General features: G+C 63.3%; 18 protein-coding genes and 1 riboswitch. Of the genes, 11 read left to right on the plus strand and 7 right to left on the minus strand.

The features are described 5' to 3' along the window. Window positions 1-158 precede the first annotated feature (158 nt). Window positions 159-1,043, minus strand: coding sequence for a transcriptional regulator GcvA (gene gcvA, locus PQR32_RS32245; RefSeq protein WP_408236759.1), 885 nt, complete (start codon window positions 1,041-1,043; stop codon window positions 159-161). Between the two features lie 280 nt (window positions 1,044-1,323). Here gcvA and PQR32_RS32250 point away from each other — a divergent pair, with 280 nt between their 5' ends. From PQR32_RS32250 to PQR32_RS32260, 3 genes are all read left to right on the plus strand, one after another. Further along, window positions 1,324-2,469, plus strand: a complete 1,146-nt coding sequence (locus PQR32_RS32250; RefSeq protein ID WP_408236762.1) for an aminotransferase class I/II-fold pyridoxal phosphate-dependent enzyme — start codon at window positions 1,324-1,326, stop codon at window positions 2,467-2,469. A gap of 15 nt (window positions 2,470-2,484) precedes the next feature. Continuing rightward, a complete protein-coding gene (locus PQR32_RS32255) occupies window positions 2,485-2,907 on the plus strand; it encodes a tautomerase family protein (RefSeq protein WP_408236765.1) in 423 nt (140 codons plus the stop codon). 146 nt (window positions 2,908-3,053) lie between these two features. After that, window positions 3,054-4,004 carry a GGDEF domain-containing protein gene (locus tag PQR32_RS32260; RefSeq protein ID WP_408236768.1) on the plus strand — a complete coding sequence of 317 codons (951 nt, stop codon included), beginning with the start codon at window positions 3,054-3,056 and terminating at the stop codon, window positions 4,002-4,004. 54 nt (window positions 4,005-4,058) lie between these two features. On the opposite strand, the gene crcB is transcribed toward PQR32_RS32260, so the two are convergent. Both crcB and PQR32_RS32270 read right to left on the minus strand, forming a co-directional pair. Next, entirely contained in the window at window positions 4,059-4,439 is a 381-nt protein-coding gene (crcB, locus tag PQR32_RS32265) for a fluoride efflux transporter CrcB (protein ID WP_408236771.1), read from the minus strand. Window positions 4,440-4,517: 78 nt separating this feature from the next. Then, window positions 4,518-4,579, minus strand: a riboswitch (Fluoride riboswitch). Between the two features lie 253 nt (window positions 4,580-4,832). After that, window positions 4,833-6,020 carry an ammonium transporter gene (locus PQR32_RS32270; RefSeq protein WP_408236774.1) on the minus strand — a complete coding sequence of 396 codons (1,188 nt, stop codon included), beginning with the start codon at window positions 6,018-6,020 and terminating at the stop codon, window positions 4,833-4,835. Window positions 6,021-6,422: 402 nt separating this feature from the next. Between PQR32_RS32270 and PQR32_RS32275 the strand changes: the two genes are divergently transcribed. Beyond that, complete coding sequence (locus PQR32_RS32275) at window positions 6,423-8,171, plus strand: sensor histidine kinase (protein ID WP_408236777.1); 1,749 nt, start codon at window positions 6,423-6,425, stop codon at window positions 8,169-8,171. Between the two features lie 3 nt (window positions 8,172-8,174). Here the strand turns inward: PQR32_RS32275 and PQR32_RS32280 are convergent, their stop codons facing one another. Together PQR32_RS32280 and PQR32_RS32285 are read right to left on the minus strand one after the other, a co-directional pair. Beyond that, window positions 8,175-8,498 carry a hypothetical protein gene (locus tag PQR32_RS32280; protein WP_408236780.1) on the minus strand — a complete coding sequence of 108 codons (324 nt, stop codon included), beginning with the start codon at window positions 8,496-8,498 and terminating at the stop codon, window positions 8,175-8,177. A gap of 141 nt (window positions 8,499-8,639) precedes the next feature. Further along, entirely contained in the window at window positions 8,640-9,221 is a 582-nt protein-coding gene (locus tag PQR32_RS32285; RefSeq protein ID WP_310812239.1) for a DJ-1/PfpI family protein, read from the minus strand. Between the two features lie 107 nt (window positions 9,222-9,328). On the opposite strand from PQR32_RS32285, the gene PQR32_RS32290 reads away from it, so the two are divergent. The 5 genes from PQR32_RS32290 (at window position 9,329) to PQR32_RS32310 (ending at window position 14,426) form a co-directional block, all read left to right on the plus strand. Further along, window positions 9,329-9,820: a GNAT family N-acetyltransferase gene (locus PQR32_RS32290; protein WP_408236783.1), complete on the plus strand. Its 492-nt coding sequence runs from the start codon at window positions 9,329-9,331 to the stop codon at window positions 9,818-9,820. Continuing rightward, window positions 9,817-10,290, plus strand: a complete 474-nt coding sequence (locus PQR32_RS32295) for a BCAL1086 family glycoprotein (protein ID WP_408236786.1) — start codon at window positions 9,817-9,819, stop codon at window positions 10,288-10,290. Before PQR32_RS32290 ends, PQR32_RS32295 begins: the two co-directional genes overlap by 4 nt. Before the next feature lie 87 nt (window positions 10,291-10,377). Continuing rightward, window positions 10,378-10,833, plus strand: a complete 456-nt coding sequence (locus PQR32_RS32300; RefSeq protein ID WP_408236789.1) for an Rrf2 family transcriptional regulator — start codon at window positions 10,378-10,380, stop codon at window positions 10,831-10,833. Between the two features lie 144 nt (window positions 10,834-10,977). After that, entirely contained in the window at window positions 10,978-11,625 is a 648-nt protein-coding gene (locus PQR32_RS32305; RefSeq protein WP_408236792.1) for an NAD(P)-dependent oxidoreductase, read from the plus strand. 176 nt (window positions 11,626-11,801) lie between these two features. Beyond that, entirely contained in the window at window positions 11,802-14,426 is a 2,625-nt protein-coding gene (locus tag PQR32_RS32310; protein WP_408236795.1) for a mechanosensitive ion channel domain-containing protein, read from the plus strand. 206 nt (window positions 14,427-14,632) lie between these two features. On the opposite strand, the gene PQR32_RS32315 is transcribed toward PQR32_RS32310, so the two are convergent. Then, complete coding sequence (locus PQR32_RS32315; protein WP_408236798.1) at window positions 14,633-15,301, minus strand: cysteine dioxygenase family protein; 669 nt, start codon at window positions 15,299-15,301, stop codon at window positions 14,633-14,635. Window positions 15,302-15,439: 138 nt separating this feature from the next. Between PQR32_RS32315 and PQR32_RS32320 the strand changes: the two genes are divergently transcribed. Together PQR32_RS32320 and PQR32_RS32325 are read left to right on the plus strand one after the other, a co-directional pair. After that, on the plus strand, window positions 15,440-15,913 hold the full coding sequence (locus tag PQR32_RS32320; RefSeq protein WP_408236835.1) for an Lrp/AsnC family transcriptional regulator: 474 nt from the start codon (window positions 15,440-15,442) through the stop codon (window positions 15,911-15,913). A gap of 204 nt (window positions 15,914-16,117) precedes the next feature. Then, window positions 16,118-16,327 carry a hypothetical protein gene (locus tag PQR32_RS32325; protein ID WP_408236800.1) on the plus strand — a complete coding sequence of 70 codons (210 nt, stop codon included), beginning with the start codon at window positions 16,118-16,120 and terminating at the stop codon, window positions 16,325-16,327. 134 nt (window positions 16,328-16,461) lie between these two features. Here PQR32_RS32325 and PQR32_RS32330 read toward each other — a convergent pair whose 3' ends face one another. Further along, complete coding sequence (locus PQR32_RS32330; RefSeq protein WP_408236838.1) at window positions 16,462-18,972, minus strand: FUSC family protein; 2,511 nt, start codon at window positions 18,970-18,972, stop codon at window positions 16,462-16,464. Between the last annotated feature and the right edge of the window lie 121 nt (window positions 18,973-19,093).

Genomic DNA, 19,093 nt, shown 5'->3' on the forward strand with positions numbered 1-19,093 from the left:
CTGCGTCATGCACCGGTGTCGATGTCGGTTTGATACGCCGCGCCGGTGACGGCGATCTTCATTGTTCGCGATTTCGCACTCGAAGAGATTTCAGGATGCCGCTTCGACGTTCGAGGTGGCGCGGAGCTTTTACGCAGCTAGCGATGCTCGGATGTCCTCTATGAGTTGGCGAGCTCTCCGATTATCCATTCGCGAAAAGCACCCACCAGAGGTCCATAGTCTCCATCGGGCAAGACCAGATGATAGGCATAGTCCTCTGGCCAATCAAAATCCCAAAGCTTGACCAGCCTGTTGTCGCCGAGGGCAGGCGCTGCCATTGTTGCAGGGACGAGACCAGCCCCTTGTCCCGCAACAATCGCGGTTAGCATCATGCCGCAGTCATCGAACGCAGTTCCGCTTGGCAGGCTCATACCTTGTACAGATTGCGACTGAAACCAAAGATGCCAGTTCATGCGCTCGACCTCATGTAGAAGCGGCCAGCGCGTCAGATCCGAAGCCGTTTTGGGCATTCCAAACTGCGCGATCAGGGTCGGACTGGCGACCGGAATGAGATCCACCGGACACAGTCGCTCGCGGTAGAACTTCCCGTGCTGCGCGGTGCCATGGCGAATCGCTACGTCCATCACATCGTGGGTAAAGTCGACGGGTTCCTTGCCGGTCATTACCCGAAGGTCAATGTCCCGATGTTTGTCGTGAAAGCTTTGGAGACGAGGAATTAGCCAGTAGGAGGCGAACGACGGTGTGACGCTGACGGTGAGCGTCCCTGTCTCCGCAATTTTGGCGATGCGTCGAGTTGCATCGCCAATCTGTTTGAACGCGTTTCGAATCGCCGGTAGATATTCGACACCCGCCTGGGTCAAACGAATACCCCGGTTGGCCCGGATGAACAGCGCGACCCCAAGATAGCTCTCGAGACCCTTCACCAGTTGGCTGACCGCTGCAGGCGTCACACACAGCTCGTCCGCTGCCAGCTTGAGTGACAGATTACGCGCTGCTGCCTCAAACGCACGGAGCCCATTCAATGGCGGTAACCGCTTTTCCATAGATAAGATTTTCTAATCATTAGCCTTCAAAAATGGTAACTCGTGATGGTTTCTGCCGCGAGTACAATTTCACCACGAAATTACGAAAATTTCTGCTTCAGGAGCGTGATGGGGCATGCATGCGATTACGCGGGAATTGGATCAGATTTTCTAATGAAAAATGGAAGTTTTGGCGACACCAGTTTGCGGAGCAGAACATCAGCGCAAAGAGGGCGCCCGCGATCGGGTGGGGACGCCGAAAATCCAGGCGGACTAACTGAAAAGGTAGGCGCAACGTTGAGTGCCGGAGGTTGAAATTTTCATGTCGTTGAGAGTGATACAAAGTCCCATATCGGGGTGTGCCCAGATAGATGGTAAGAAGATCATCGTGCTCGGCTCTAACAACTACCGGGGGTTGGCCAACCACCCCATTGTGCTGGCCGCGTTTCATGAGGGCTTACGGCAATATGGCGCCGGCACCGGGATGAACCCGCCGCTTGCAACCACGGACGCACATCGGCGACTCGAGGAAGCTTTGGCCGAATTTCACCAGGCCGAGGCGGCAATGGTATTCAGTTCCTGTACCGCGGCGAATCTCGCTCTACTCGACACCGTGACAACTGCGGGCGATTTGATTTTCAGTGACGAGTTGAATCACGCGAGCATCATCGACGGGTGTCGATTAAGTCGCGCGCGAGTCGTGAGAGTGAAACACCGTAGCGTGGCGAGTTTTTTGCAGGGATTGGAGCAATCGTCTTCGGGTGAGCCGCAGCAACGCAAGCTGTTCATTACCGATGGTGTTTTTAGCATGGAGGGATACACCGCGCCGCTACCTGAATTTCTTGAGGCGACGAGCAGTTCCGACACCATGTTCGCCCTCGATGAGAGCCACGCGGCGGGCGTGGTAGGAAACACCGGCAGAGGCAGCGCCGAACTCCATGACTGCATGGAGAAAATCGACTATGTCACGGGGACGCTGTCGAAGGCGTTTGGCGCTGTTGGAGGAGGATATATCTGCGCGAGCAATGAGCGCATCGCGGAGCTGAAAGGGAAAGCGCGCCTGGCGCTTTTCAGCAGTTCGATCAGTCCGGCAGCGGCGGCCGCGGCGGCGGTCGCTGTTTCGCTGGCACGCTCTGATCTGGAATCGCTGGAACGTATGCGCTACGTTGCCGCAAAATTTCGCAGCGGCGTAGCGCAGCTCGGATTCGAGACGGTGAACAGCGAAAGCCCGATTACTCCGGTGCTGATCGGAGACGCCGAGAGGACCCAGGTGTTCTCACAGTTGCTTGAGCAACAGGGAGTCTACGTTCCGGCTTTGGCGTTTCCCGTCGTGCCCGAGGGTACGGCTCGCCTGCGGGTCCAGACATCCGCAGCGCACACGGATGACGATATTGACTTTGCGTTGAGCGTTTTCGAGCGCGTCGGCCGCGATCTTCGCCTTATCTAGCAGTAGAGGAATACGATGCCCATTCAGACCATATCTTTGTACAAAGGTCGTACTCCAGCGAAAAAACGGCTTATCGCTGACTGTATTCAGGACGCGCTTTCTTTCGCGGGTTACCCCAGCAATGATCGCTTTCAGAAGATCCAGGAGTACGAAGACGACGATTTCATTGTTGATCCCATTTTTCCAAATTACTCAGCGACTCCGCGGACTCGCGACTTCGTGTTGATTCAAATCTGGATTAGCACCGGTCGTCCTGATTCGATGAAACACGACATGATCGAACAAATTCAGCACAACCTCCGCACTCGCGTTGGCTTGAACGCGGCTGACGTCATGGTCGTTCTCCAGGAAACGGCACGGGAGAATTCATCGCTCTATCGGGGCGTACCGCCGGATCTGTTGCCGCGTATTGTGCCGAGGGCCGGTAACGCGCCGTAGTGAACTCGCGCGAACCAACGGCACGAAACGTGCGCGGTTATTCGTACGACGCCATACTCAATCATCATATTAAGAAAGCGCACCTTCGATTCAAGTGCGACATGTTTCGTGCTATTTTTTGTTAAAGCCCGCACAAAACACGAGACATGAAACCGATTCCGGACCTTGCCGGCAACCCCGCCGGTTTGCAGGCGCTGTTCGGAGCGCTCGACGGTCCGCATGTTCTCGTCGGCGTGTACGACCCGGCAGATCGTCTGGACTTCGCCAACGATACGTTCCGGGCGGCGTTTCAGCTCGACGCGGTTGCGCGCGATATGACCTTCGCCGATGTCATTCTGCACGGCGTGCTCAGGCAGTGCGGGGCGCGCATCGATCGCGGCGACGCGCTGGAGTTCATCGCCGAGACCCAGACGCGGCGGCGCAACCAGCCCGGTCAGCGCGCTTTCGCCACCGATCTGGTCGACGGGCGCTGGTTCTGGATGACCGAGACGCTGCTGGAATCGGGCTGGCTCGTCGTGATCGGTACGGAAATCTCCACCTTGCGTCACGGCGAGCAGGCGCTGATCGCGTCGCGTGACCGCGCCATCCAGGAGGCGCGCACCGACGCGCTGACAGGCCTCGCCAACCGGCGGCACTCGTTGTCCTATCTGGAACTGGCGATTTCGGCGTTCGTGCGCGCCGCCGTGCCGCTCGCCATCGCGCTGGTCGATCTCGATCATTTCAAGAAAATCAACGACACCTACGGCCACGCCGCCGGCGACGCCGTGCTGCGCGACTTCGCCGAGGTCGCCCGCAAGGCGATGCGGCAATCGGACCTGATCGGACGGATCGGCGGGGAAGAGTTTCTGATGGTGTTTCCAGGCACCTCCGTCGACGATGCCGCGGCGGCGGTCGAGCGCATCCGCTGTAGTCTGATCGGGCGGCGCGTAGCGATCTCCGGCGTGGCGTCGATCGACTACTCGTTCTCGTCGGGCGTGTGCGGCGTGGAGTTGACTGACGACATCAACATGGCGCTCGAACGCGCGGATCGCGCACTGTACACGGCGAAGCGCGCCGGCAGGAACCGCGTGGTGTCGCGCCGGCAGGGGCATGCCTGAGCTTCACGATGCGAGGCGGCGCGTGCGCCTCGAGCATCGCAACTCGCCGCGATTTCAACGCGCCAGCAGCGACACCGTCGCGATGCCGAGAATGGTCATCAACAGCGACGCGGCCACGTGAATCACGATCTCGCCCACCGCCCAGCCGAGCCGCCCGTCCTGCAGGCGCTGTACCACTTCCGCTGAAAAAGTCGAGAAAGTCGACAGGCCGCCCATCAGGCCGGTGATGACGAAGAGCCGCCATTCGGGCGCGATCTGCGGCGCCCGCGCGAAACCTGCGACCGCGACGCCGATGACGTAGCCGGCAATGACGTTGGCGGCGAACGTGCCAAGCGGCAAGCCGCTGAAGACGCCGTTCAGGCGGATGCCCAGAAACCAGCGGAATAACGAACCGAGCGCGCCGCCGATGCCGACAGCGAGAATGGACCAATACATGGGAGGAAGCCTGGCAAAACCGGCATGTCGACAAACCGGGCAGAGCGAAGAGTGCGATGCCGCCTCCGCGTTCATCCGGACGAAGCAGGCATCATCAGCCACGAGGGCGGTTAACGGAGAATGCCATCTCCAGCGCAGAAGTCTAACATCGACGTGAGCATGTGGGGACAGGTTGGCGCCTTCACGGACGGGGTGCTGGTACGCGTGTCCGATGGAATGCCGCATGTTCGGCCCTGGCGAGATTCACGCGGCGGATCGCGTGCGCCGCCGGCGCGACCCGTTCGCGCGACGAGAGTGCCAAGGGCGCTCCGGCTCGGACCCAACTTGGGCGGCGCGCCGCCGGCGCGACACGTTCGCGCACCGAAAGCGCCAGCCGGCGCTCCCAGTAGGACCTCACTCCGACGTCGCCGAAATCTTGTGAATCGACAGATCGGCGCCGTTGTACTCGTCTTCCTGATCGAGCCTAAGGCCGACCGTCAGCCTGATCGCGCCGTACACGAGCGTGCCGCCGAGCGTCGCCACCACGATTCCGCCGAGCGTGCCCACCAGTTGCGCGCCGAACGAAACGCCGCCCAGGCCGCCGAGCGCGCGCAGGCCGAAAATGCCTGCCGCAATACCGCCCCACGCGCCGCATAATCCGTGCAGCGGCCACACGCCCAGCACGTCGTCGATGCGCCAGCGATTCTGCACGCAAGTGAACATATAAACGAACAGCACCCCGGCGATGCCGCCCGTCACCAGCGCGCCGAGTGGATGCATCACGTCGGAGCCGGCGCAGACCGCCACCAGTCCGGCAAGCGGCCCGTTGTACGTGAAGCCGGGGTCGTTGCGGCCCGCGAGCCACGCGGTCAGCGTGCCGCCGACCATCGCCATCAGCGAATTGACGGCGACGAGACCGCTGATCTTGTCGATGGTCTGCGCGCTCATCACATTAAAGCCGAACCAGCCGACCGCCAGCACCCAGGCGCCCAGCGCGAGGAACGGAATATTCGACGGCGGATGCGCGGCAATGCCGCCGTCGCGGTGATAACGCCCGTGGCGCGCGCCCAGCAGCAGCACGGCCGGCAACGCCACCCAGCCGCCGAACGCATGCACCACGACCGAGCCGGCGAAGTCGTGGAACGGCGCGCCGAACACGTGGGCGAGCCAGTCCTGGATGCCGAACCGGTCGTTCCACGCGATCCCTTCGAAGAACGGATAGATGAAGCCGACCAGCACGAACGTCGCGAAGAGTTGCGGATTGAACTTCGAGCGCTCGGCGATACCGCCGGACACGATCGCCGGAATCGCGGCGGCGAACGTCAGCAGGAAGAAGAATCGCACCAGCGCGTAGCCGTTGTGGGCTGCCAGCGACTCGGCGCTGCCGAAGAATTGCACGCCGTACGCAATCGTGTAGCCGATAAAGAAATAGGCGATCGTCGAGACCGAGAAGTCCACCAGAATCTTGACCAGCGCATTGACCTGATTCTTTTTGCGTACCGTGCCGAGTTCGAGGAACGCGAACCCGGCATGCATGGCCAGCACCATCGCGGCACCGAGCAGAAGGAAGAGGGTATCGGTGCCGGTTTTCAGACTTTCCATCGATGTGTCCTGCTTATGCCAAAAAAGCGGGCATTGAATGCAAGAAGTGGGCCAAACCTGTGCCGGAACGCGTCGATGCGGTGCAAACCGGCACCGGGATGGGATGCGACGTGTGTTTGGAACAACGAGCCGTTGAGTTCGTCTGCACCGGAAAACCCACGAAAATGCACAATTAATGTGCATTTGGTTTTCCGTCGCGAACAATCGACCCAAAGCGGGGCGAATTATTCGATTTGATTTACGTTTAATTCAAAAGACTGACGATTTGCGCGCGCCGGTTGTGCACATTGGCGGCGCATGCCTAATCGATGGCGTGCCCTCTTTGTTTTCCTGCACAATCGCCGACATAATGTCCCTTCCCCGAGCGTGATCTGCCGGGCCACCGACCTCCAATGCGCACGCATGAGACTGACCACTAAAGGGCTGTTGCTGATCGCGATTCCGGCCCTCTTCGAGTTGGCGCTATTGTCCGGACTGGTCAAGGCGCAATCGGATGCGACAGAGGCGGAGCGCTGGGCCATCCATAGCCAGGACGTGCTGCGTCAGACCACCGCGATCCTCGACCCGGTGCTGGGCGAGTCGGTGGCGCTGCGCGGCGCGGTGCTCGCCAACGATGCCCGTTTCGCCACGCCGGTGACGGTGTGGATGGACGTCGACCGGCGCATCGATCAACTGGCTGAACTGGTCGCGGACAATCCGGCGCAAGTCGAACGCGTGGTTCAGGTGCGCCAGGCGGTGCAGGCTTACCGGCAATGGTCGGATCGCATCCAGGACATGCTGCATTCGGGCAGGCGGCGCGACGTGCTCGCGCGCTTCCGCGACCTCGCGCCGTCGGATGTGCTCGACCGGTTTCGTCAGCAACTCGCGGCGTTCCAGGCGGAAGAGCGGCGTCTCGATACACTGCGTTCGAATGCCGCCGACGTCGCCCGCGAGCGGCAGCAAACCCTGGTGGTCGCGGCTGTGTTCGGCTCCCTGCTGTTCGTCGCGCTGGCCGTCTGGCTGTTCACGCGCGGCGTGCGCGGCCGGCTCGCGGTTCTCGCCGACAACGCCGGGCGCCTCGCGGGCAATGAACCGCTGGCGCCGATCGGCCCCGGACGCGACGAAATCGCGCGCCTCGATCTGACCTTGCACGAGACCAGCCGGCGCCTGCTCGAAGCCGAGCGCATCCAGGCGCGCTTCCGGGCCGACCTGGCGCGCCGGACCGGCGAACTGGCGCGGATCAACGAGACCTTGCGTCAGCAGACCCAGGAAAACGAAATGTTCATCTACAGCGTGTCGCACGATCTGCGTGCGCCGCTGGTGAACCTGCAAGGCTTCTCGAAGGAACTGATTCGCTCGTGCGACGAACTGCGCGCCGCGGTGCGCGAGTCGTCGCTTGCGGCCGAGACGCGGCAGCGCATCGAACGGGTGGTCGACGAGGACATCGGCGAAGCGCTGCACTATCTGCAGACGGCGGTGCTGCGCGCTTCGCACATCATCGACGCGCTGTTGCGGTTGTCGCGCGTGGGCCGGGTGGAGTATCGGCAGCAGAAGGTCGAGGTGCGCGATATCGTGCCGCGCGTAATCGATGCGATGCAAGGCTCGATCCGCGCGCGCCGCGCTCACGTCAGCGTGGGCGAATTGCCCGCCGTGTGGGGCGACCCCACCGCGCTGGAACAGGTGTTCGCGAACCTGATCGGTAATGCGGTGAATTATCTGGATCCGTCGCGGGAAGGCAGGATCGAGATCGGTACGACGCCGGCGCCGCCGGGCGTGCACTCGCTGCGGATTTTTTACGTGAGGGACAACGGCCTGGGCATTCCGGCGGTCGCCTTGCCGCGGCTATTCAATGCGTTTCAGCGCTTGCACGGCAATGTGGCGGCGGGCGAGGGCATCGGCCTCGCGCTCGTGCGCCGCGTGGTGGAGCGGCATGGCGGACGTGTCTGGGCGGAGTCGAAGGAAGGCGTGGGCACGACGTTCTATCTGTCGCTGCCTGAAGCCGAAGCGCGGATCGCGCAACAGGTTGCCGGCACGCAAGCGCCACTGGCGGTGGCGAGTGTTCAAACCATTCGCGATGCCCGCCCGGGGCTGGAAGCTCGCGATCGACAGAGTGGAAGTGGCGGCGGCGCTGCGCATACAGCCGATGCGCAGCCCGGCATCAGTACGCCGTAGTCGTTACGCGGTAAAGAGACGGCGTGGTTTGAGCATTTTGCTGCCGCGAATCGACCAGTAGCAGCCGCACGCTATCAGGATCGCAACGCCCGTCAGGGCTTCCAGCGGCGCCGGGTGCAGACCGGGCAGTCCGTCCAGTGCAAAGAGGCCGCGCGCGGCGAGCAACAGCGCAGCCCACACCGAACACGCGGCCTGGAACAGCATGCGCGTGCCTGCCAGACGACGCGCGCGGTTTTCGCGCGACCAGTTGGCCGGCGTACGTCCGCAGAAAAAGGCAATTGCCATCAACACGACGGCGAGAATGACGATCCAGTCGGTCAGTTCCATTGAAAAACACTCCCAAGTCAGCCGGCGACTATAGGAAAGCCTTCCGCTACGAACTATCGGACTAGTCTCAAATAGGGGGAGCTTCGGCGAGCGCGCGTTGCCGCGGGGGCAAGGCGTTCGCCAATGGATCAGGCAGACGGATCAGAGTTCGATGCGCGTGCCGAGCAGCACGAGGAATTGGCGCAGCCACTCGGGATGCGCGGGCCACGCCGGGGCGGTGACGAAGTTGGCGTCGGTGATCGCGGCGTCGACGGGAATGTCGGCGTATTCACCGCCCGCCAGCTTCACTTCGGGCGCGCAGGCCGGGTAGGCCGAAATGCGCTTGCCGCGGATCACGTCGGCGGCGGCCAGCAGTTGCGCAGCGTGACAGATGGCCGCGATCGGCTTGCCCGCTTCGGCGAATTGCCGCACGACCTCGATCACCTTGTGATTGAGCCGCAGATACTCCGGCGCGCGGCCGCCGGCGATCGCGAGCGCGTCGTATTGGCGCGGGTCGGCGTCGTCGAAGGTGGCGTTGAGCGTGAATTGATGGCCGGGCTTTTCCGTGTAGGTCTGATCGCCTTCGAAATCGTGAATCGCGGTCTTGATCCGGTCGCCCGCCTTCTTGTTCGGACAGACGGCGTCGACCACATGGCCGACTGCCTGCAGCGCCTGAAACGGCACCATCGTTTCGTAATCCTCGGCGAAGTCGCCGGTCAGAAACAGAATCTTCTTTGCCGCCATCGTATGCCTCCAATTGATCAACGGAACACAGCGAATGCTCTTTGACGCTCACATAAGCTCAGGCAGTCTACTCCACTACGTTTGACAGAACCGCGACGGATCACGCAATGGACATGATCGAATGGCGCGCGTTTCGCGCCGAAGATGCGGCGGCGCTTGCCGCGTTGTTTCGCGCTGCGATCAGCGAGCTTGCCGCGCCTGACTATGGCGCGGCGGCGCGCGACGCATGGGCGTCGGCCGCCAACGACGTGCCGGCTTTTGCCGCGAGGCTCGCCCGCGGCCTGACGGTCGTGGCTTTGCGCGAAGGCAGCCCGGCTGCGTTCGCACAGCTTTATCCAGCCGACCATGTCGAGATGCTGTATGTGGCGCCCGCTCATGCGCGGCAAGGCCTCGCGGCAGGCTTGCTGATGCGTCTGGAAGCCGCGGCGCGCGCGTCCGGCGCCATGAAACTCAGCGCCGACGTGAGCCTGAGCGCGCGCCACAGCTTCGAGCGAGCGGGCTTCCAGGTGCTTATTGAGGAGCGCGTACAGCGCAACGGCGTATCATTGGCGCGTTTTCGCATGCGGAAGCCGCTTGACGCGGCTCACACTCAATCATGATTTCATCGATACGTTCATCCTTGCTGCGCCGTGCCGCCTTCGTGGCCGTCGTGTTCGGCGGCCTCGCCGCCTGTCAGAAGAACGACGCGTCAGCCGGGCAGGTTGCCGGGAAGCTCAACGACGCAGCCCAGGTCGCCGGTCAGAAGCTCGATCAGGCGGCCAGCTACGTCGGCCAGCAGGTCGACGCGACCAAGTCCGCCGCGCAGCAGAACCTCGAATCGGCCTCGGCGCCCACGATCAATATCGACCCCAACGCGCTCGCTTCGACCGCGCAAGCGAATCTGCAGGGCGCGGCGAGCGCGACCAATGCGCAACTCGGCAAGGCCGCGTCGCTGACTGGGCAAAGCCTCGAGTCGGCGGGGCGCAAGCTCCAGGAATGGTCGGCGCAAAGCTCGGCGTCGTCGACGAATGCTGCGGCTTCGTCGTCATCGGGCGATTCGGGCGACGCACAGAAGCAGATGGACAAGTGACATGGCGGCTGGATTGCCTCGTCGTTTGACAGTCGGATTAAATGTAATTACTATGGTTACACATTGTCGTCGCCGGGCGGGTTTGCTGTGAACACGAGTAGCCGGTTTGCATTCGCGGTGCATGTGCTCGCGCTGCTGTCGTTGCAAGAGGGCGTGCCGTTATCGTCGGACATGATCGCGGGCAGCGTGAATACGAATCCCGCGCTGATCCGGCGGCTTCTGAGCATGCTGGCAGAGGCGGGGCTCACTACCTCGCAGCTCGGCGCGGGCGGCGGCGCGCTGCTGGCCCGGGCGCCTGAGCAGATCACGCTGCTCGAGGTGTATCGTGCGGTAGACGACGCGCAGTTATTCGCGTTGCATCGCGAGGAGCCGAATCCGGCGTGCATGGTCGGGCGCAATATCCAGGGTGTGCTGCGCGGCATCATCGACGAAGCGCAGCAGGCCATGGAGGCCTCGCTCGGCGCGCGTACGCTGGCGGACGCCACGGCTGATGTAGTGCGTGCCGAGAAGCTGCGCGAACGCAAGAAGCGCTCGCACGGGTGACGTAGCAAAAAAGCTGTATGGAAGGGCGCGTGGCGGTTAATCGCCACACGCGTCTCTTAACGAACGGGGGCTCAAGCCCCTCTTTTTTCCGCGTTATATGTAATCGATATGGTTACATATTTGCTAATGACAGGAGCAGTAAAAATGAGCAAACAGTTGAAGATCGCGTTGTTCGGCGCCACCGGCATGATCGGTTCGCGGATCGCCGCCGAAGCCGCCCGTCGCGGGCATCAGGTGACGGCGCTGGCGCGCAATCCGGCGCGCGTGCCGACCGATGTGGCGAACCTGAAAGCGGCGCAAGCCGATCTGCTCGACGCCGCGAGCGTCGGCGCCGCGGTGCGCGGCCACGACGTGGTGGCGAGCGCCTATGCGCCGCCGCAAGACGATCTCGCGGCGCTCGACAAAGCGACTCATGCGCTGGTCGAAGGCGTGCGCGCGGCGGGCCTGAAACGCCTCGTCGTGGTGGGCGGCGCGGGTTCGCTCGAAGTGGCGCCGGGCCAGCAACTGGTCGATACGGAAGGCTTTCCGGACGCCTACAAGCCGATCGCGCTCGCGCATCGGAAGGTATTCGACTACTACCGCGGCGTGACCGACCTCGACTGGACTTGTTTCGCGCCGGCCGCGATCATCGCGCCGGGCGAGCGCACCGGCACATTCCGCACGGGCGCGAACACGCTGCTGGCCGACGCCGAGGGCAATAGCCGCATTTCCGCGGAAGATTACGCCATTGCCTTCGTCGATGAACTGGAGCAGGGCCATTTCATCCGTCAGATCGCGACGGTCGCTTATTGAGCGTGAAGAAGCTGAACGCACCGCGGGCGCGAGCTGCACGCGCGACGTCAGGACCCACGCGCGGTCCTCACAACGCTTGAGCCCGCGCAAGCGTCCTAACATTCGGTTACGCAAGTTCGGTCGCTCCCGATAAAAGTGCGGATACACTGGCGTCTCCCGTTTTCTTACGGATTGCCATGCAGTCATGCCCGTTGCGGCGTGAGTCCGAGGCTGCGCCGTCCAACGGCGGGCAGCCCGCGACCCACGCCGTGTTTCATTTTCCTTCCGACCGTGCCGCACGTGACGCCCGCCGAACCGCGCGCGCGCAACTCGCCGCGCGGTTCGGCGCATGGGCGGCCGCGGTCTTTATCGCGCTGATCCTGTGTGTCGGCTTATTGCCTGCGAACGCGCGTGCAGCCGGCGCGGCCACTGGCACGCCGGTCATCCCGGCCTTGCAGAGCCTGATCAACAGCGCGACGGTGACGGCGACGCCCGCGTCTTCGGCATCGGGCGCTTCGGCGGCGGAGGCGGCGTCCGCGCCGTCGCCGGCAAGTCAGGCGGAACTGGCGCGCTCGCTCGACAGCGTGATCTCCACGCTCGACAACGACCGCCAGCGCACCGCGCTCGTCGCCCAGCTCAAAAAATTGCGCGACGTCTCGCAAAACGTCGCGCCGCCCGCGCCCGCGCAACCGAGCCCCGGCTTGCTCGGCGCGATCGCGTCGGGCATCGCGTCGTTCGAATCCGACGTGCATCAGGGCCGCACGCCGGTCCGCTATTGGGGCGGCCGCTTCAACGCGGCCGGCAACGAGCTCTACACGATCATTTCGGGGCAGGGGCATGAGAGCTTCGGCCGCATTCTGTTCTCCATGTTCGCGATGCTGGCCGGCTGGGGTGCGTGCGCCGGCGCGCTGATCTATGTGCAGCACCGCCTGTACCGGCGCTTCGGCATCGTCATGGGGCTCCAGCCGAATCCCACCACGCGCGAACTGCTGATCTTCGCGCTGCGCCGCGTCGGGCCCTGGATCATCGCCTTTCTGGCCGCGCTTTTGTTCGTGCGCGCCATGCCCGACGCGCTCGGCCGCACGCTCGGCATGGTGGTCGCCTATGCGATCGTCGCGGGTGCGGTGTTTTCGGCGATCTGCCTGATCATGTTTTCGCTGTTCGGCTCGGGGCATCGGCGGATCGCGGTGCGCTTGCTGATCGATCATGCGCGGCGCGTGCTGTTCGTGGTCGGCGTGTGCGGCGCGCTCGGCGACGCCGCCGTCAATTACGACGTCGCGCATCAACTCGGCTCAAACCTCGCCGCGCTGATTTCGACCGCGGCCAATATGACGGCCGCCGTCCTCACCGGCTATTTCGCGCTCGCGTTTCGCCGGCCGGTCGCGCATCTGATCCGCAACCGGCCTTACGAGCAGCGCACCAATCACAAGGCCGCGACCGACGCGTTCGACGTGCTCGCCGCGCTGTGGCACGTGCCCGTGCTGGTGCTGGCCACCGCTTCGGTGGTCGCCACGCTCGGCGGTTCGGGCTCGAGCGAAAACGTGTTGCAGATTTCGGTAGTGACCGCGGCCCTGCTGGTGCTGGCGTTCTTCCTGTCGGCCATCGTGTTGCGCCTGACGCGTCCGCGCAGCGCGCGCGCGCGTCGCCGCTCGCCGTATCTCACGCGCTTGCTGCGCTTTTTCGGCACGCTGGTGACGCTTTTTATCTGGCTGTTTTTCTTCGAACTCGCGGCGCGTTTGTGGGGCGTGTCGCTCGCCGCGGTGATCGAGGAAAACGTCGCGGCGCGCGGTATCGCGCACGCGGTGACGGCGATCGTTGCCACCGTGTTCATCGCCTGGCTGCTGTGGATTCTGGTCGACACGGCGATCACCGAGGCGCTCAATCCGGCCGGGCCGCGCAACAAGGCGCGCGCGCCGAGCATGCGCGCCCGCACGATGCTGCCGTTGGTGCGCAACGTGCTGCTGGTCTCGATCATGACGATTGCCGGCATCGTCACGGCGGCGAATCTCGGCATCAATGTCACGCCGCTGCTGGCGGGCGCCGGCGTGATCGGCCTCGCGATCGGCTTCGGCGCGCAGTCGCTCGTGACCGACCTGATCACGGGGCTGTTCATCATCATCGAGGATACGATTTCGGTGGGCGACTGGATCGACGTGGACGGCGGCCATGCGGGCACGGTCGAGCATCTGTCGATCCGTACCGTGCGGCTGCGCGACGGCCAGGGCGCCATTCACGCGATTCCGTTTTCGCAGATCAAGATCGTCAAGAACCTGTCGCGCGACTTTGCCTACGCGGTGTTTGAAGTGCGCATGTCGTTCTCCACCGATGTCGATCAGATCACGCAACTGATCCGCGAAGTCGGCGCCGATCTGATGGCCGACTTCCGTTACCGTCGCGAGATGCTTGGACCGATCGAGGTGTGGGGGCTGGACCGTTTCGACCCGAACTGGATGGTCGTGAAAGGGCAGATCAAGACGCGGCCGTTGCAGCAGTGGAGCGTGGCGCGCGCCTTCAATCTGCGTCTGAAGCGCAAGATGGACGAAGCGGGCATCGAGATTCCGGTGCCGCAGATGCGTGTGTACACGTCGTCGAAGGATAGCGACGGGCAGCCTTTGCAGGACGACGAAGTGTCGGGATTCGCTCCGCACCCGCATGAGCATGCGCAGACCGGGGCGGCGTCGGCGGCGCGGACCGTGCATGCGCCGCTCGCCGTGGCGCGCGATGTGTCGCACGAACCGCGGCCGGCGCCGCCGCCAACCGGGCAAACCGCGCCGATTCCGCCGCAGATTCCGACGGCAGGCGAGGTGGGCGGGAAGACTTGATGGCTGCCGGATGCGGGAAGTTGCTCTCGCGTGCCCGCGTCGTTTCCGTGCGAGGGCGTCCAGGTCATACGCCACATCTCGAAGCCGGGCTTGCGACGAGGCGTTGCGCCTCGGGCTATACGTGAGTTTCAGCGGGTGCGCCCGGCGCGCCTTTTTTTGCGTATCACAAAGTTCGCCAGACGCGGGGGCAGCCGCGCCGCAGCGTTTCAGGCCAGCGCAGGCACATCCGCCGCGCGCACGATGTCGTTGACGTGCGTCGCGATCTGCGCGCCCGCGACGCCGTAAATATGCAGCGAAACGGCCGGCGCCTCGCTGCGATTACCCAACTGATGAATGCCACCGCGGCCGCCTCGCACGAACGACACCGCGCCCGCCTTGCGCGCTTGCGTGCGCGTGGCGCTCGCACAATGCCGCGCACCGTTCCATTCGAATACCGTTTCGCTCAGCGTGCCATTCACCACCGCGTAACCGCACCACGTGTGATGCGCGTGCACGGGGCTCGCCTGTTGCGGCAGCCACACCAGCGCGGCGATCGCATAACGGCCGTGCGGATCGGCAGCCAGCAGATGGCGGCGGTACGTCTCGGCCGAGCCCTCGCGCTGCGCGGCCGTCAGCAAGTCGGGGTTCGCCGCCGCGTCGGCAAGCGCGATGCGCATGCTGCGGGCGAAGAAGGTCGAATTCGACGGTTCGGGGAAATGGGCGCAGGCTTCGAATATCGCGTCCAGGGCATCGCACAGGCGCGTCAGCGGCGTGTTGCGGCCGGCGTGCAACAGCATGTCCGCCTGTTCGTGCAAGCCCGCCTGGGCCGTTCTGGCGGGCTGCGCGTGTTGGACTATAAGACGTTCGAGGGAAGCTGGACGGAGGTCTTGGCTCATGGTCGTTGCGCAGCGGCAGGGCTGCTTGTCGGTTATTTTCGGATAGCGATATTTATACCGGTTTGCCCGGAGAAAGAGTTTCCATATAATTCCCCGTGGAATCTGAAAAGTAGAATAATTTCCTATAAGGGTGTCATGATGGGAATGGATATCATCGACCGGAAGCTGCTGGAGTTGCTGCAAGAGGACGCGACCATGCCGATCGCCGAACTGGCGCAACGGGTGAACCTGTCGCAAACGCCTTGCTGGAAGCGGCTGCAGCGTCTGAAAGAGGCCGGCGTGATCCGCGCGCAGGTCGCGCTTTGCGACGCGCGCAAACTCGGCGTGGGCACGACCGTGTTCGTCGCGGTACGCACCAACCAGCACACGGAGGAGTGGGCGCGGACCTTTACGCGTGCGGTGCAGGAGATTCCGGAAGTGGTGGAGGTTTACCGGATGAGCGGCGAAACCGATTACCTGCTGCGCGTGGTGGTGTCCGATATCGACGACTACGACCGCGTCTACAAGCTGTTGATCGCCGCCGTGCCGCTGTACGACGTGAGTTCGAGTTTTGCGATGGAGCAGATCAAGTATTCGACAGCGCTGCCGGTCAGGCCCGCCGTGGTGAGGTAGGTGGAAAGGCGGCGGGTGCGTCGTTTGCTGTTCTTCAGACAGCGAATCGTACGGCGGGCCTGGTTAGCGGTTTCAGCTTTCCGGCCAGCTCGCGCGTCCATGCCACTGAGCGCGCCCACTGCAAGCCGTGTGCAAGCTCAGTGGGCGTAGAATGCCGCCTTCCCAGACACCATCCGCGACTGCCTCGCGAACCGAGCCCGCCTCATGAACAAACCGCCGCGCAAGAAGAACCCGACCTTTGGCATTGCTGTCTTCATCGTGGTCGCGGTGCTGCTGGTGATCGCCACGCTCTTCTATAACGCCATCAAGGAAAAGCACGATTTCGACAGCCAGAATGCACCGGCGCCGTCGATTTCATCCGATGCGGCGGCAGCGGCCACTGCCGCGAAGCCGGCTAGCGGCGTGGCTCAGTAAGACAGCGCGCACATCAGTTCGAGCATCGCGTTCAACGTGCCGGCGAGACGCTCGCCGCAATGCTGCAGGCCAATACATCCAGAAAACTAAAGGCACACCGACCCGCGCATGGCGCAATGTCGGCCCACGCCGTTTCACTCGTCCGGCAGGCGAATCACGCTCGCATCCTTGCGAATCTGCGCTGCCGCCGACAACATCTGCTTGCATTGATGCGCAAGCAACTTCATGTCATGCACGGCATCCGCCGAATAGTCTGGCGACTTCTCCGTTTCGACCACCATCGCATCGAGTTCGCGGCCCAGTAGTTTGATCTGCTCGCTCTGATCGGCGGCCGGCGCGGTGCCGGTTTCAGCTTCGGTGAGATTGTCGCGCACGACGCTCAGCGCGCGTTGCAGCGGCTGTAGCGAGACGCCGTCGACCTGCTGTTGCGCCGAAGTGCGCAGCAGCGGCGCGGCCGCGGTGATCTGCGACGCGAGCACGTGGCTGCGCACCAGCAGGCCGTTCAATTCCGGCACGAACTTCTGCGCCGACTTCGGTTCGAGCATCATGCGCTGAAATGCCTGGCCCAGATTGGCGAACGCGACGTGAACGTTCTTGCGGGCGAGCCGGTAGCGATAATCGCGATCGAGCGCAGTCGCCGCGGCTGCGGCGGCAGCGGAGGCGCCGGAGGCCGGCTTCGCGGTCGGGTTGCTGACCGTGGTCGTGCCCGCACTGGCGCCGGCGTCGGCAATGGGTTTCGTGGTTGCGTCGGTAGTCACGGTGGTCGCGGCGTTTGCGCTGCCGGCCGCAACGCTGCTTGCACCACCACTTGCACCTCCATTGACCGTCGCCAACACCGGCTTGGCAAAGTCGATCGCCGGATCAGCCATCGCCGCCGCCGGCGCACGCGCGCCGGCTTCGGTCACGGTAGCCACCACCGCGGCGGCCGGCTTGCCGCTCCACCACCAGCTTGCTTCCAGATACTGGCGCGTCGCGTTGATCATGTTGTTGACGAGCTTGCCCATCAAACGATATTCCCAGTACGGGAACAGGTGGCTCGCGGCGATCGCGATCGCGCAGCCCACCACGGTATCGATCGCGCGTTCGCCGATGATGCGCATGCTGCCCGGCGCGAGCAGATGGAACATCAGCAGCACATACGACGAGGTGAATACCACGCTCGCCGTGTAATTGAACAGCAGCAGGCTGTAGCTCATGACCATCGACGCGAACATCACCACCAGCAGGATGTGCGGCTCCTTGACGAAGATCATCAGCGCGATGCTCGCCGCGCAGCCGATCAGCGTACCGACGATCCGCTGCCCGTTGCGCTGTTTGGTAAGCGAGTAGCCGGGCTTCAGAATGATGACCGTGGTCATTACGATCCAGTAGGCATTGGTGAGCGGCAGCAGGCGCCCGAGCCAGAAGCCCACCGCGACCGCGATCGTCACGCGCAACGCATGACGGAAACTCGGCGAGGCCATCGTCAGATTTGAGAAGATCTGCCCGAACGGCACGCGCCGGCTCGACACGAAACGCGTGAGCGCCTGGTCGAGGCGCAATTCGGTCTCGCTCGTGCTGGGCTCGCTAGAGAGACTCTTGCGCATCTTGTCGATCAGACGCGTGGCGCTCCAGACGCGCCGGAAAGTCGACGAGATCGCCGAATAAGCCTCATGATTTTTTGCCGGCAGATCCTGCTTGCGCATCAGGTCGATTTCGAACTCGATGGCGCGCAATTCCGCCTTGACGTTCACGCGCCCACGCGGTGCATGGTTTTGCAGCACCGCGAGCCCGATCTCCTCGAGATCGGCGGCCGCCTTGCGAATCAGATCGCGGTAGAACACCAGTAGATCGGAGCCGCCGAACGTGCTGCGCACCAGCGGGTAATCCGTATGCGCGCCGACGAACAGTTCGTGCAGATCGACCGTGTTGATGAACAGATTGAACAGCATGGCGCGGCGCGGTTCGAGCTTGCCGCTCTTGAACTTGGGCAGATTGCGCAGCACGATGTCGCGCGCGGCATCCTGCCGATCCACCGCGGTGATCTGCTTGTCGACCAGGTTGCGATAGCACTCGTCGAGATCGTTATCGAGGTCGTAGAACTCGGCGCGCGCCAGCAGATAGTCGGCGCACGCGAACACGCTCTCGGCCAGCGCCTGCTGTTCGATGCGATGCATCATCCAGCGGCTCACGAAGGTCGACCAGTAGGTGTACCAGAGGCCGCCCACCAGAATCCACGACGCATTGACGAGCGCCTGCATGGGCGTGAAGCGCTCTTCCAGCGTCATGATCATCATGAACAGCGTGGCAAAGCTGATCTGCGGCCAGCGGTTGCCGTACACGACGATCAAGGACAGCAGGAAGGTGAGCGGCACGACCGTGCACCACAGCGCCACCGCGTTCACCGTGGCGAGCCCGGTGGCGAGCGCGGACAGGAAGCCGATCACCGTGCACGCCAGCATTTCGTTGTGCTTGTACTTGAGCGGGCCCGGCATGTCCACGACACAGGCGCCGAGCGCGCCGGTCGCGATCGTGAAGCCGAGCTCGCGATCGTGAAACACGATCAGGCACAGGACCGCCGGTAACGACACGCCGACTGCGATGCGCAGGCCGCCATAAAAGTACTGGCTGTAGAGGAATTTTTTTATTTCAACCGAATAGCGCATCGACTGCCTGGATTCCATTCACTGATAAAACCGCGGTTGAAGGGGCAGACCCAAACTGCCGTCGAGTCTAACTGATTTTATGGCTGATCTGACCTCGTCCGTTCGGCCAGGTTCTGCCTTG

This window comes from Paraburkholderia dipogonis (assembly GCF_046027395.1).
GTDB classification, from domain to species: domain Bacteria; phylum Pseudomonadota; class Gammaproteobacteria; order Burkholderiales; family Burkholderiaceae; genus Paraburkholderia; species Paraburkholderia dipogonis_A.

Excerpts from the sequence above, each read along its gene's own strand:
- gcvA (WP_408236759.1), bottom strand. The coding sequence starts at position 1,043 with ATGGAAAAGCGGTTACCGCCATTGAATGGGCTCCGTGCGTTTGAGGCA.
- PQR32_RS32255 (WP_408236765.1), top strand. The coding sequence starts at position 2,485 with ATGCCCATTCAGACCATATCTTTGTACAAAGGTCGTACTCCAGCGAAA.
- PQR32_RS32260 (WP_408236768.1), top strand. The coding sequence starts at position 3,054 with ATGAAACCGATTCCGGACCTTGCCGGCAACCCCGCCGGTTTGCAGGCG.
- crcB (WP_408236771.1), bottom strand. The coding sequence starts at position 4,439 with ATGTATTGGTCCATTCTCGCTGTCGGCATCGGCGGCGCGCTCGGTTCG.
- PQR32_RS32270 (WP_408236774.1), bottom strand. The coding sequence starts at position 6,020 with ATGGAAAGTCTGAAAACCGGCACCGATACCCTCTTCCTTCTGCTCGGT.
- PQR32_RS32275 (WP_408236777.1), top strand. The coding sequence starts at position 6,423 with ATGAGACTGACCACTAAAGGGCTGTTGCTGATCGCGATTCCGGCCCTC.
- PQR32_RS32280 (WP_408236780.1), bottom strand. The coding sequence starts at position 8,498 with ATGGAACTGACCGACTGGATCGTCATTCTCGCCGTCGTGTTGATGGCA.
- PQR32_RS32285 (WP_310812239.1), bottom strand. The coding sequence starts at position 9,221 with ATGGCGGCAAAGAAGATTCTGTTTCTGACCGGCGACTTCGCCGAGGAT.
- PQR32_RS32290 (WP_408236783.1), top strand. The coding sequence starts at position 9,329 with ATGGACATGATCGAATGGCGCGCGTTTCGCGCCGAAGATGCGGCGGCG.
- PQR32_RS32295 (WP_408236786.1), top strand. The coding sequence starts at position 9,817 with ATGATTTCATCGATACGTTCATCCTTGCTGCGCCGTGCCGCCTTCGTG.
- PQR32_RS32305 (WP_408236792.1), top strand. The coding sequence starts at position 10,978 with ATGAGCAAACAGTTGAAGATCGCGTTGTTCGGCGCCACCGGCATGATC.
- PQR32_RS32310 (WP_408236795.1), top strand. The coding sequence starts at position 11,802 with ATGCAGTCATGCCCGTTGCGGCGTGAGTCCGAGGCTGCGCCGTCCAAC.
- PQR32_RS32315 (WP_408236798.1), bottom strand. The coding sequence starts at position 15,301 with ATGAGCCAAGACCTCCGTCCAGCTTCCCTCGAACGTCTTATAGTCCAA.
- PQR32_RS32320 (WP_408236835.1), top strand. The coding sequence starts at position 15,440 with ATGGGAATGGATATCATCGACCGGAAGCTGCTGGAGTTGCTGCAAGAG.
- PQR32_RS32325 (WP_408236800.1), top strand. The coding sequence starts at position 16,118 with ATGAACAAACCGCCGCGCAAGAAGAACCCGACCTTTGGCATTGCTGTC.
- PQR32_RS32330 (WP_408236838.1), bottom strand. The coding sequence starts at position 18,972 with ATGCGCTATTCGGTTGAAATAAAAAAATTCCTCTACAGCCAGTACTTT.